Consider the following 12,371-nt stretch of genomic DNA (forward strand, 5'->3'; position numbering starts at 1 on the left):
TTCAGTAGCTCCAGAATTCACCCCATCCTGAAGGAAGTTCAGTCTGGCGAAACCGCGAGCCCCACGGATACCGTCATTGCCCTTGACTGACTTGACTGAACTGACGTCTCACGGGGAGTTCACTCTGATGCGCCGCTCTTTGCCCGTTGCTGCCGCGTTCGCCGCGACCGCAGCCCTGCTGCTGACGGCGTGCGGCAGCGGGGACAGCAACTCGAAGGACAACGACAAGATCGCGGGGGCCGCTACCGGCGACACGAAGACGTCGGCTTCGCCGAGCGCTAGCGCGTCGGACGATGTCGCCAGGCCGGACATCACGCTGCCGAGCGATGTCAAGGACGACTTCGAGAACTGGAAGACGGGGGACGCGACCAAGGACGCCGTCCTCGCGGACGCCGGTCGCGCTCAGACGGCCACCAACTACGCGATCATCAAGGGAAATCCCGACGAACCAGCCCTCGCCTTCTATCGGCAAGGAGACGCTCTCGTCAGCGGCGCCCAATGGGTCAAGTCGTTCGTGGACGCCGGAATCACCTACACGGGCACCGTGCGGTACTTCGACGCGAACGTGGTGCTCTACGGCAAGGCATCGGCCGGCGTGACGTTCTGCACTGACGAGACCAAGGCTTTCAACAAGAACCGGAAGACGAAGAAGGTCGACAAGACAGCTCCGGACAACGACTCCTACGTCTACTACAACACGCACTTGAAGAAGAACAAGGACGGTGTCTGGCAGACCACGGAGCTCGTATCCGACAGGGGGAACAAGAAGTGCACACCGTGAAGTCGCGCCGCGGCTGGCTCACCATAACCGCACTTGCCACCGCAGGTGCGCTGGTCTCCAGTCCCGCCTTCGCCACGCGCGGTCCGGGAGGTTCGGACGGTGACACGAAAACCTCAGGAAAGCAGTCCGGTCACAGCATCGAGTCACGCATCACCTATTCCGGTACCACCAGCGGGAGCAAGGGCACGTCGTCCGGAAACGTAACCCCCGTGGGCAATTGGACCCCGCCGGCCTGCTGGTACGAACCCGTTTCGGCGAAGGAGTTCCAGAAGCAGGTCGAGGACGGGTACGACGAGGTCGTCAACGACCCCGATCAGCCCAATTACGCGAAGACCGCGACAGGCCAGTACCGGGAGATTTACAAGGACGGCAAGTACAAGAACTACAACCTCGACAAGGCCGACGAGGGAAACTTCTGGGTCGCCGTCCAGGATGAGAGCCGTCTCGACGACCCTGATGCTTTCACGTGCAGCGAACTGCCCTTCTGGGTCGAGAACGGCGACACCCCGGCCGTGAAGAACGCCGTCACACCCGAAGTACTGGCAGAACTCGCCTACAACAGGATCACGCTGCCCGACACCGACGTCACTCTCGCCCCAGCGGACGTCACGAAGGTCAACCTGCCGACCTGGGCCTGGCTCGACAAAGCGAAGTTCAAGGAAGTGTCCGTGACCGCGGCGCTCAACGTCGCCGGTCTCAACATCCAGGCGACGACCACGGCGAAGCCCGTCTCCCTCAAGCTCGAACCGGGCACGAGCGACGCCGAGACCTACCCCGCCTCGGGCGAGTGCAAGATCAACGGCGACGGCTCGATCGGCGAGGAGTACGCGAAGGGCAAGGCCGACGAGACCCCGCCCTGCGGGATCAAGTACCTGCGCTCGTCAGGCAACGGGACGTACAAACTCAAGGCAACCATCACCTGGCAGATCGACTGGACCGGCACCGGCGGTGCCGGCGGCGACCTTCCTGATGGCACCTTCGGGAAGACCCAGGACATCACCGTCCAGGAGATCCAGTCCGTCAACCGCTGACGGCATCGTCCTGGGGCGCGCGGTCATCGTGCACCGTTCGCCCCAGGCATCCCCTTCGCGTTCCGGAATCACGAAAACATCGCAACGCCACCCATTGCATCGGGCTGCACAGTGGTGACTCCGCCGATCCCGGCGACCGCCTCCAACAATCCGCCACCGCACACTGAGGCACGACACAGATGACGATCTGGCAACCCGAGCCGAACGAGTCGCTCCTCGCGCGCTGTGCGGTGGACTTCGCCACCGGCGCGGCCACCCCCGTGTCAGGAATGCGCTGGTTCCGGGACACCGAGCGGCGGGACATCCAGGACGCGCTGCCCGGCTGACCGGAGGGCCCCGCTTCACCGTGCGCGGCAAGGGCGAACGCCGACTGCGCCAAGGGGGCAAGTTCGGAGCGGGTCTGCTGTTGGTGGCGACCCTCGGCGTCCTCGAAGCCCTCGCCGGCTCGGGCAGCACGGGCAGCGCCGCCAGACTGGGGACCCCGCAGGAACCGGAGAATGAGGTCGAGGACTTCCCCGTCATGTGGGCGGCCCCGGGCACGCTCGCCCGTACGCTCCCCTGGGAACTCGATCCGGTCCGCCGTCCCGACACCGACCGCACCCACATGGTCGTCACGGACCGGCGGGTGCTCGTCCTCGACCTGCTGGACGACGAGAACGACCCCCAGGACGAAGTCCTCTGGGAAACCGAGCGGTCCAGCATCGTCGCCGCCGAACGCAAGAAGTTCAGCAAGTACGACACGGACTTCACGATCGCCTTCGCTGACGGCTCTTGGTGCCGGCTCGCAGGGTGGAACACCGACTGCCGCGACGATGTCACCCTCGCCCTGGAAAGCCCGCTCCCTCTGATAAACGTCGACGAGCTCACGCCGGGGCAACAACAGGCCGTGCGGAAACTCCTCCAGGACAAGGAGCCCGGAGGCAGCCTGCTGATCTACCGACGCCCGAGCGGAAACACCTACGTCACGTACAGGCTCAAAGACCGCGTTGATCCCACCTACGGAATCGGCAGCGCGGGGGGGCGTCCGGGGATGTGTGACTTGCACCGGCTGTCAGTGCAGGTCACAGCGTAGGGCGGGTCACCTGCCGGTATCCAGCCGGAGGGCGAGGTCGTGGGCGGTGGCGCTGGTGAGGTCCCCGACGAAGGCCCCGACGATTTCGAGACGGCCGCCGGTGAGCGAGGAGGTCACGAAGGGGTTGCCCCAGAGCTTGCCGTCGATGACGATGGCGAATCCGTTGCGCGGGGACGGGGCCGCGGCGATGGAGCCAGTGAGGGCGGCGAAACGGGTCCGGTCGGCGGAGCTGAGGGTCACTTCGACCTGCCAGGTGCCGTCGATGCTGCTTTTGCCGGCCTTTGCGGAGGCGACACGGACGTCGGTCATGCCCCTGGCCCGGTCGGCGTGGATGCAGAACGCCGGGTGGGTCGCGCTCGCGTGCACGGTATAGCCGCCGCTGCCATGGGTGCAGGCGTGCTCCGTGGACGAGGTGACCGGCAGGATGGAGATCAGGGCCACCTTCTCGGTGTTCCCAGTGCCCCCTGCGGCGGGCTGAACTACGTGGGCGTGCTGGGTCGCGCCGTCCGCGACGGCCACCCAGGCGGTGGCGACCGCGGCGGCGGCGACGATGCCGACCCCGGCGCGGGCCAGCCGCTGCCGCCGCCGGGCGACCTGCAATGCGCCGTCGGCCAGGCCGACCAGATAGGGACCGGCGGCATTACCGCCGCTCTCCCGGACGTGGGCGTGCAAGGCATCGTGCAACAACGTTTCGTGCAGCGGGTGTTCGGTCGAGTCGTTCATGCGATGACGCCCCTTCCGGAGGCAGTGGCGGAGGAGGCGGTGGCCGACGGCCCTGCCTCGGCCAAGGTGGTGCGGAGGGAGGCGAGGGCCTTGTGGGTCTGGCTGCGGACCGTCCCCTGGGCGACGCCCAGAATCGCGGCGATCTCGGTGTCCGGCCGGTCCTCGAAGTAGCGCAGCACGATCACCGCGCGCTGGCGCTTGGGCAGCCGCCGCAGCGCGGTCATGATGTCCTGCCGCTGGACCACGGTGTCGGCCCAGTCGGCGACCTGCGCTGACGGCTGGTCCGGCAGGGTGTCGGTGACCGTCTCCCGTCCCCAGCTGAGCAGTCGGAAGCGGTCCACCTGGGCGTGGTAGATCGCCCGGCGCACATAGGTCTCCGGCTGCTGCCGGTCGCGCAGCTTCGACCAACGCCGAGCGGTGGAGGCAAGCGCGGTCTGGAGCAGGTCGCGGCCCTGCTCCCAGTCCCCGGTCAGCAGGTAGGCCGTGTGCAGCAGCGATCTCGACCGCGCCGCCACGAACTCGCGGAACTCGCGTTCCTCGTCGGCGTTCATTGTGCCCTCCCTCATTCCCCCGTAAAGACGGGTACGGAACGGAGTTCGACTGCCCTGCCGGTCAGACTTTCTCGACCACGACGCTGCCAGGCTCCTCGCGCGGAGCGTCGTGGCGGTTCATGCGGCCTGGTCCTGTCGCTCGACCAGGACACCGTTCTCGAACCTGGCGCCTGTCCGGACCAGCGGCACCAGACGGGCTCCGGTGATCGCCCTCCAGCGGGCCTGGGCGGACTCGACGAGCTTGAAGACCATGGCGATGGCTGCAGCCGGGCTGCCGGCGCCGCGGGTGACCTTGGTCCGCAGCTTGACCGTGGAGAAGGTCGACTCGATCGGGTTCGTGGTCCGCAGACACCTCACGATGCCAACGCGTCAAGCTGCGGCGGCAAGTTCGGTGGGGAACGCCGTGTTCTCGTCGAACAGCTTGCGGTGCTGGAGACAGTGATAGAGCTGTCCGATCATGCGGTTGAAAAGGTTCCTCTGGGCGGCCGCGTGCCAGTCTCCGTGCTCGCGGCGTCGTCGGTAGTGGGCGTTGGCCCCGGCGGATGCCCGCAGTGAGGCGTCGCCCGCCCGGCAGCCACTAGATGTCACGATCCGGCACTCGAACATCCCCAGGAACAACCGCTCTCTCGGGACGTCCTTGGCAAGGGATTAGGTGGATCCAGTGCTCGGCCGGGAAATCGTCGAACGCGAGCAGTTCCTCCCGGTCGTCGGTGATCTTCGCGACTGCCTTGGGCCACTTCGCGCCGCACCTCAGTCGTTCCCCCCTTACACCCGGCCGCCTTTACTCACTCTTGACCTGGGTCATGCCAACCCAATAACCCTCCTCACTACGGTCGTTGGGTTGGCATGTGCACAGAGTGAACTACGGGGGCGGGATCGCATGTCGGACCTGAAGAAGGAAGCGGCGTCGCTGCACAAGGCGGCGGCCGGGTTGCGCAAGGTGGGGCATCACACGGCGAAGCCGTTGCAGGAGTTCAAGGCGGAGTCGAATGACCTGGGCGCGCTCGGCAAGCTCGGCTCGCTGCTGGGCGCGACGGAGGACATACGCGACGGCATGCACACCCTGGCCAAGCTGACCAAGCAGCTGGACGAGGAATGGGAGGCCGAGGCGAAGCTGATGGGCGAGGTGTCCGACGCCTTCGACCTGCTGGACGTCCTGCTGGCCGCGGCCACGCAGGCGAAGAAGGGCTGAGTGGCTCGTGGTCGACCTCAACCCGCTGCATTACGTCAACAAGTTCAACCACATGTTCGGCGACTCCATCGCCAGTGGCTTGGAGTTCTTGGGCATCTCCGATCCCGCGGTGGACCCGGACGGGGTCCGGGAGATCGCCAAGAAGTGGCGGCATCTGGCCACCGGCCTGGACGACGCGTCCGGCGCTGCGGGACGGGCGCTGTCGGATGTGGAGTGGGAGGGCAAGGCGGCCAAGGCCCTCCACAAGCGGGCCAAGGCGACCCGCACGAACGCCACGAAGATGGCGGACTCGCTGCGCGACGGTGCCAAGGCGCTGGACGATTTCGCGGACAAAGCACACGAGTTGCTGTCCGAGATCGGCGTCATGCTCGCGGAGATCGCCGAGTTCGAGATCGCGGGCCTGGCGCTGTCGATCCTGACAGCGGGCGCATCCGAGGTGGCCTCCAACCTGATGGCCGGCGAACGCGCGCTGAAGGTCGTCGCGTTGATCGCCCGGATCGAGGAGGAGGGCACCGCGCTGGGCACGGCCGTACGCGCGGTGATGGAGGTCATCCGGGGCGTGGAGCGGGCGCTGAAGGCGCTGAAGGAGATCCGCGGGGTGGCGGCGGTGGCCAAGATGGCCAAGGAGGGCGTGAAGTTCTCCGCCTTCGAGACCCTGCTGCAGGACCCGGGCGCGTTCAAGGACCCGGGCAAGCTGGCCGGCATCCTGACCGAGGGCGCCCTGATGGGCATCGGCTTCGGGGTGCTGGGCAAGGCCCTGGGCAAGGGATTGAAGGCGCTCAAGCCGGCCGAACTGTCCAAGCTCAGCAAGTTGTTCAAGCTGAACTGCGCGTCATTCGAGCGCCTCAAGCTGAACCCGGGCTTCAACAAGCTGCCCGCCTCGGTCCGCAACATGGTCAAGAAGTTCGTGCGGGACCCGATCGACGTGGCCACCGGCGACATGGCCCTGCCGCGCGTGGACGTCCAGCTGCCGGGAGTGCTACCCCTGATCCTGGAGCGCACCCACCTCTCGTCGTACCGCTTCGGCGGCTGGTTCGGCCCGTCCTGGGCCTCCACCCTCGACCAGCGCGTCCAGGCCGACGAGGACGGCTTCGTGTACGCGGCCGCGGACGGCGCCCGGCTGTGCTTCCCCCGGCCGGACGTGGAGACCAATGAGCCGGTCGGCCCGGAGACGGCGGGCTCGCGCCTGACCCTGTCCTGGGACGACGAGATCGACGGCGCCGTGCGCATCACCGACCCGGACAGCGGCCTGATCCACGTCTTCCACTCACCGGTGGCGACGGCCGACGACACGGCGGTCGATCTGCCCCTGCAGCACATCCAGGACCGCAACGGCAACCGCATCACCGTCGTCTACGACCAGGGCGATATCCCCGGAGCCGTGGTCCACTCGGGCGGCTACCGCATCGCGCTCGACCGCCACCCGGTCCTGTCCCGCATCACCGGCCTGCGTCTCCTCGACCCCACCGCCCCAACCGCCCCCGGCACCACCCTGCTCACCTTCACCTACGACGAGCAGGGCCACCTGACCGAGGAAACCAACTCCTCGGGCTTGCCGCTGCGGTACGCCTACGACGCCGACGGGCGCATCACTTCGTGGACTGACCGCAACGGCACCACGTACTGGTACACCTACGACGCCCATGGCCGCGTCGTGGCGACCGGCGGCACAGGCAACGCCCTGGCCTCCACCCTCGCCTACGACGACACAACGCGCACCACCCGGGTGACGGACTCCCTCGGCCACATCCGCGTCTACGAACACAACGAGGCCCTGCGCCTCATCCGCGAGACCGACCCGCTCGGCAACGTCACGACGCAGGAGTGGGACGAGGACCTGCAACTCGTCGCGGCGACCGACGCGTTGGGGCGGACGACGCGCTCCACGTACGACGAGCACGGGCGTGCGACCTGCGTGGTGCGGCCGGACGGCACTGAACTCACCGCGGAATACAGCGCTTTGGGCCTGCCGACTCTGGTGACGGATCCGGACGGTTCGCAATGGGTCCAGGAGTACGACAGGTCCGGCAATCCCGTGGCCGTCACAGATCCGGCCGGCCGCACCACGCGTTTCACCTACGACAGGAACGGCAGCCTCACGTCGGTCACCGACGCCCTCGGTCACAGCACCATCGTCCGCAACGACAGGGCTGGTCTGCCCCTTGAGGTGACCGACGCGCTGGGCGCGGTGAGCGCTTACGGGCGCGACGCGTTCGGGCGGCCCGTCGTCCTGACGGACCCATTGGGTGCGCAGACCTGTATGGAATGGACGGTCGAGGGCAAACCCGCCCGCCGCACGGCGTCCGACGGTTCCGAGGAGACCTGGCTCTACGACGGCGAGGGCAACTGCGTATGTCACGTGGATCCGAACGGGGGCGTCTCCCACTTCGAGTTCACCTACTTCGACGTGATGTCGGCTCGCACGGGCCAGGACGGGGTGCGCTACGAGTTCACGTATGACACCGAGCTCCGCCTCGTTCAGGTCCTCAATCCGCTCGGACTGACGTGGAACTACGAGTTCGACGCGGCAGGCCACCTGATGATGGAGTCCGACTTCGACGGGCGGGTGCAGCGATACCACCATGACGCTGCAGGACTACTTACCGAGCACGTCACGCCGCTCGGCTTGGTGATCCGTTTCGAACGGGACGCCCTGGGGCAGGTGCTGCGCAAAGACGCGGCAGGGCGGATCACCGACTTCACCTATGACCTGGCAGGTCGGCTGACACACGCTGCCGGGCCGGACGCGGTACTGGACATCCTGCGCGATGCGACCGGCCAGGTGCTTTCCGAAACCGTCAACGGCCGCGAACTCGCCTACACCTACGACGCGCTGGGCAACCGCGTGGCCCGTACGACCCCGTCAGGTGCCGTGAGCGCATGGACGTACGACGCGGTGGGGAATCGCATCGAACTCACCACGTCAGGGCGAACCCTGACGTTCACGCGTGACGCGGCAGGGCGTGAGGTCGGTCGTCAGGTGGGGGAACAGGTCCGCCTCACGCACACCTTCGACGAGCTCGGGCGGCTGTGCACACAGTCAGTGATCGGCGCCGACGGACACGGTGTGCAGAAGCGCGCCTACTCCTACCGTCCGGACGGCCACGTCACAGGCGTCGAGGACCAGCTGAACGGCCGTCGCCGCTTCGCTCTGGACCAGATCGGCCGGGTGACCGGTGTACAGGCGGAAGGGTGGCAGGAGTCCTACGCCTACGACGCGGCTGGCAACCAAACCCAGGCATCGTGGCCCGATCGGCACCCGGGCCAGGAGACCCGAGGTGCGCGCGAGTACGCGGGGACCCGGATTACGCGGGCCGGAGCCATGCGTTACGAGCATGATGCTGCGGGCCGCATGACTCTGAGCCAGCAGACTCGCCTCTCCCGGAAGCCCGACACCTGGCGATACGAGTGGGACGCCGAGAATAGTCTGACCTCGGTCCTTACGCCCGATGGAACCGAATGGAGATATAGGTACGATCCTCTGGGGCGACGTATCGCGAAACTGCGCATGGCTGCTCCCGGCAGTGAAACGGTGGTCGAGCAATTCGACTTCACGTGGGATGGAACCACGCTGTGCGAAGAGACCTCACGGACAGCGGACCTTCCTCACCTCGTCACCCTGACCTGGGACCACGACGACCTGCACCCCGTATCCCAGACCGAGCGAATCACCACCGCCGAAGCGCCGCAGCAGGAAATCGACGGACGCTTCTTCGCCATCGTCACGGACCTTGTCGGCGCACCTGCTGAACTGGTGGACGAGCAGGGGCGCATCGCTTGGCGGGCACGAGCCACTCTGTGGGGCACCACGGCGTGGTCGGCAGACAGTCGCGCGTACACGCCTCTTCGCTTTCCGGGGCAGTACTACGACAAGGAAACCGGCCACCACTACAACTACTTCCGGCACTACGTCCCTGATACGGCTCGTTACACCACACCTGACCCACTCGGCCTTGAACCTGCGGATAACTCCTACTCATACGTAGAGAATCCGCTTTTCTGGATCGACCCGCTCGGCCTCTCTCCCTGCCCCAGGACCGCCCGCGCCGCACAGCTGCAGGACTTCTACGAACAGGCGCAGAAGTACGGGAAGGGCGGCTACAAGGAGCTGGCCAACGGGCGGTTCAGATTCTACGGCGAGGTCACCCCGGCCCGAAATCCAGGCGAGATGATAGGCCGTCGCTTGGTTCGCGAATGGGACCCCGCGACAGGGGTCAAACGAATATGGCACGAGACTCTGGATACAAGTGGAAAGGTGAGGATCGTGCGCCCGGATGTCAAGGTGACTGGCGGGCGAAAGGTACACTATCAATTCGACAAGAATGGCAAATTCACAGGGACATTCTGATGAATAATCAAGATCTAGAAGCGTCAACGCGCTCCCACCTGCGCTCCCTGGCCACCGGCGCCATCACTCCTGAGGAAGTCGCCGAGTGGGCCTTGCGCATGATGGAAGGCGATGCGCCAGAATTGCGTGACGAGCGGATCTGGACCGCACTGGACCGCCTTTCCGGCGCAGACCTCATGGTGGGCCCTGGGGAGTATCTGCATGGTAAGGAAGACTTCGAGAGCTGGGCTGCCCAATTCGGTGACGTCAGGTAGCCCTCCGGGAGGAGATCGACAGTCTCTTCGACACCATCGCACCGAACTCGTTGGCACCTCGACGGAACTCGTCGGGAAGGATGGCGACTGAGGCACTATCAGCCATCGGTCGAAAATCCGAATCGCCCGGTGCCGACAGGCGGAAGCCGACGGTGGAGGCCGCATATGTCCGCGCCCCCTCGACATCCGGGCTGTCCACCAGAGTCACGAACACCGTGGCGCTGCACGGGATGTCACCCACCGCGATGACGCAGATCCCGGCGTAATCAACCCCCGCGGCCACATAGTCGTCGTGGCCAAGCGCGCACATGACCCCGAACGCCGTCTTGTCGTCGTATTCCGCGCCCGGAAGAGCCTTGTCCACGAGCTCTTCCAGCAGCCGTACGACCTGGTCGTCATCCCGTTCGTAGATGGGAAGGTCATGGTAGATCTCCGGCATCACCCAGCGGATGTGGATGCGCGGGAGTGGAGCATGGCTGGTGCGGCCTGGGACGGCACCGATGCGGAGAGTTCGGGTTGGGTCGTCACGCGGGCCGTCCCTGTTCGGGGATGGGCAATTCCGGGGCGTCGGGGAAGAACTTCCGGGCCGAGGCGTGCATCCCGTAATACGGGTACGTGGCGGGGATATCGGCGCCGTCCCGGCGAGCGATGCGCACAATCTCGTGGTACCTGCGTGCCCGGATGCGTACGTTGCGCCGGGACGGGTCGCGCAGGCTGGGGCGTCGCCACAGATACAGCCCGACGAGTATCCCGATGACAATCAGCGCGTCCACAGCGATGAAGGCGATCTGGAAGGGGCGTGACTTCTGGGACGCCACCAGGTCCCAGAACGGCCAGGCTCCGAATCCGAAGACGGACAGCGGAATGCTCGACAGGCACCCACGCAGGCGCCACTTCCTGTTGTCCTCCCACCGATGGAACAGCAACCGGTGGACAGCCTCGTCGTCAAGGAAATCGAAGCGTACTTCGCGCCCGTACTTCTCGGCCGCCGCCTTCGCGGCGGGGGCAGCGGCGATGACCGACGAGGAGACCATGCTGTGCACTCCTCCGTCGTCCCCCATGAACTGCCCGAACTTCAGTCCTTGTTGGTCACTCATGGATGCCTCCTCCTTGTCCGGCAGATGCCAGTGCATCGTGGAACATGGTCGACGAAGGGCTTGGTTGCGGTGTCGGCGCGGGGGACTTCAACCCGCCTGGGCGCAGAGTCACACGATCCAGCACAGCGATTCCGCGATCGAGGTGCAGAGCCGGAGCATGGGGCCCGTGACCCCCGTTATGGGTACCGCGAACGCGAGGACCAGGTAGCCGACCCCTCCGGGCATCTGGACGTACAGGTCCATGGTGGTCGGCGTGAGGATGCGTACCGTTTCGCCGGCCGGGAGGCCCACCGTCGATACCTCGGAGTCGCGTCCCTGCTGCCGCTCCTTCGCCTCGAACGACGCCACGAGGTCCTGGGGTGTCAGGGATCCGGTCCGGGGAATCAGGGAGACGATGAGCGAGGCCGGCATGATGCTGCCGTCGTCCAGCTCCGGCCTCAGGAAGAACTCCAACGCGCCGCCCCTGAGGCCGGCTTCAGCGGTGTTGCGCAGGGTGGCCCAGGCCTCCTGCTTCGCCTCCGCCGGTACGTTCTTTCCCTCCGCCTGCCGGTCCACGAAGGTCTTCAGCTGCCCGCGCCACCGGTCCTGCGTCAGGTCGATCCGGAACCAGTCGCGGGGGACCAGCAGTCGGTAGTCCTTGGGCGGTGACGACGTGCCCTGTTCGGCTGTCATCCCGGCATCACGATCGGCTTACCCGAGTCGTTGAACAGGCGGACACTCTTCACGACGCCGGCGAACATGGACGAGAACACGTCCCACGCCTCGACGGTCGGCGTCCCCATCTCCATGACCACAACGGTTCCGTTACTCAGCGGTATCTGGACCTGAATGAAGGACGTCCAGACCGTCTCGGCCGACCCCGAGGCCGTAAGGCTTCCGTCCAGGCTGCCTTTCCGGCTGCCTATGCAGGAAACGGCCGGCCCACAGGGGAGTTCGATCTCGCTGACCTGCCCGATGCCGAGGTGCCGCATCGACGAGCCGATGAACCCGGCGGGGTTGGAACCCGCCCTCTCATCGAGGTCGATCATGCTCACGCTCACCGTGGCCGTGCAGCGTGTGCCGTCCACCTCGGTCATGCAGAAGCCCGTGTAGTGAACTCCGGCTTCCACGAAGGTGTCGTAATGGGCGGCGACCATGACAGCCCACTGAAGCTGAACCTCGAAATCGGCTTCCGGCATTGTCTTTCGGGCCAGCTCGACCAGCTGCTCGGCGGTCTCGTCGAGATCCTCCACGTCCATCGGGATCTCGAAGAATCCCTCCGGCATGATCCAGCGGATGTCGATCCCGTCGCCTCCGATCGAGCCCCGGAGGTCGTCTTCAGC

The 12,371-nt window shown here is 66.2% G+C and carries 13 protein-coding genes and 2 pseudogenes; 7 read left to right on the forward strand and 8 right to left on the reverse strand.

Features of this window, described 5'->3' with window-relative positions; translation table 11 throughout:
• Positions 1–127 precede the first annotated feature (127 nt).
• From ACZ4WS_RS18055 to ACZ4WS_RS18070, 4 genes are all read left to right on the forward strand, one after another.
• Positions 128–781 carry a hypothetical protein gene (locus tag ACZ4WS_RS18055; protein WP_467981449.1) on the forward strand — a complete coding sequence of 218 codons (654 nt, stop codon included), beginning with the start codon at positions 128–130 and terminating at the stop codon, positions 779–781.
• Positions 778–1,812 carry a hypothetical protein gene (locus ACZ4WS_RS18060; RefSeq protein ID WP_467981450.1) on the forward strand — a complete coding sequence of 345 codons (1,035 nt, stop codon included), beginning with the start codon at positions 778–780 and terminating at the stop codon, positions 1,810–1,812. The genes ACZ4WS_RS18055 and ACZ4WS_RS18060 overlap by 4 nt, the downstream gene beginning before the upstream one ends.
• Positions 1,813–1,991: 179 nt before the next feature.
• Complete coding sequence (locus ACZ4WS_RS18065) at positions 1,992–2,138, forward strand: hypothetical protein (protein ID WP_467981452.1); 147 nt, start codon at positions 1,992–1,994, stop codon at positions 2,136–2,138.
• 20 nt (positions 2,139–2,158) lie between these two features.
• Positions 2,159–2,884, forward strand: a complete 726-nt coding sequence (locus ACZ4WS_RS18070) for a hypothetical protein (protein ID WP_467981454.1) — start codon at positions 2,159–2,161, stop codon at positions 2,882–2,884.
• A 6-nt stretch (positions 2,885–2,890) separates the two neighbouring features.
• On the opposite strand, the gene ACZ4WS_RS18075 is transcribed toward ACZ4WS_RS18070, so the two are convergent.
• The 4 genes and pseudogenes from ACZ4WS_RS18075 to ACZ4WS_RS18090 form a co-directional block, all read right to left on the reverse strand.
• Positions 2,891–3,607, reverse strand: coding sequence for a SecDF P1 head subdomain-containing protein (locus ACZ4WS_RS18075; RefSeq protein ID WP_467981456.1), 717 nt, complete (start codon positions 3,605–3,607; stop codon positions 2,891–2,893).
• On the reverse strand, positions 3,604–4,158 hold the full coding sequence (locus tag ACZ4WS_RS18080; protein WP_467981458.1) for a SigE family RNA polymerase sigma factor: 555 nt from the start codon (positions 4,156–4,158) through the stop codon (positions 3,604–3,606). Before ACZ4WS_RS18080 ends, ACZ4WS_RS18075 begins: the two co-directional genes overlap by 4 nt.
• A gap of 117 nt (positions 4,159–4,275) precedes the next feature.
• Positions 4,276–4,506: pseudogene (locus ACZ4WS_RS18085) on the reverse strand (IS256 family transposase); the annotation flags it as partial.
• A 21-nt stretch (positions 4,507–4,527) separates the two neighbouring features.
• A pseudogene (locus ACZ4WS_RS18090) lies at positions 4,528–4,716 on the reverse strand (IS110 family transposase); the annotation flags it as partial.
• A gap of 322 nt (positions 4,717–5,038) precedes the next feature.
• Between ACZ4WS_RS18090 and ACZ4WS_RS18095 the strand changes: the two are divergent.
• The 3 genes from ACZ4WS_RS18095 to ACZ4WS_RS18105 are packed head-to-tail and all read left to right on the forward strand — an operon-like array spanning position 5,039 to position 9,952.
• On the forward strand, positions 5,039–5,350 hold the full coding sequence (locus ACZ4WS_RS18095) for a hypothetical protein (protein ID WP_467981460.1): 312 nt from the start codon (positions 5,039–5,041) through the stop codon (positions 5,348–5,350).
• Positions 5,351–5,357: 7 nt separating this feature from the next.
• The gene (locus ACZ4WS_RS18100) at positions 5,358–9,698 is read left to right on the forward strand and encodes a DUF6531 domain-containing protein (RefSeq protein WP_467981462.1); all 4,341 of its coding nucleotides are present in this window, start codon (positions 5,358–5,360) and stop codon (positions 9,696–9,698) included.
• Entirely contained in the window at positions 9,698–9,952 is a 255-nt protein-coding gene (locus ACZ4WS_RS18105; RefSeq protein ID WP_467981464.1) for a DNA-binding protein, read from the forward strand. The genes ACZ4WS_RS18100 and ACZ4WS_RS18105 overlap by 1 nt, the downstream gene beginning before the upstream one ends.
• On the opposite strand, the gene ACZ4WS_RS18110 is transcribed toward ACZ4WS_RS18105, so the two are convergent.
• The 4 genes from ACZ4WS_RS18110 to ACZ4WS_RS18125 form a co-directional block, all read right to left on the reverse strand.
• Positions 9,945–10,391, reverse strand: coding sequence for a hypothetical protein (locus ACZ4WS_RS18110; RefSeq protein ID WP_467981466.1), 447 nt, complete (start codon positions 10,389–10,391; stop codon positions 9,945–9,947). The two genes, ACZ4WS_RS18105 and ACZ4WS_RS18110, sit on opposite strands and share 8 nt — an antisense overlap.
• Positions 10,392–10,476: 85 nt before the next feature.
• Complete coding sequence (locus ACZ4WS_RS18115; protein WP_467981468.1) at positions 10,477–11,049, reverse strand: hypothetical protein; 573 nt, start codon at positions 11,047–11,049, stop codon at positions 10,477–10,479.
• A gap of 108 nt (positions 11,050–11,157) precedes the next feature.
• Positions 11,158–11,721, reverse strand: a complete 564-nt coding sequence (locus ACZ4WS_RS18120; protein WP_467981469.1) for a hypothetical protein — start codon at positions 11,719–11,721, stop codon at positions 11,158–11,160.
• A complete protein-coding gene (locus ACZ4WS_RS18125; RefSeq protein ID WP_467981691.1) occupies positions 11,718–12,287 on the reverse strand; it encodes a hypothetical protein in 570 nt (189 codons plus the stop codon). Before ACZ4WS_RS18125 ends, ACZ4WS_RS18120 begins: the two co-directional genes overlap by 4 nt.
• Positions 12,288–12,371 lie beyond the last annotated feature (84 nt).

It is taken from the genome of Streptomyces sp. NPDC029292, assembly GCF_055569295.1.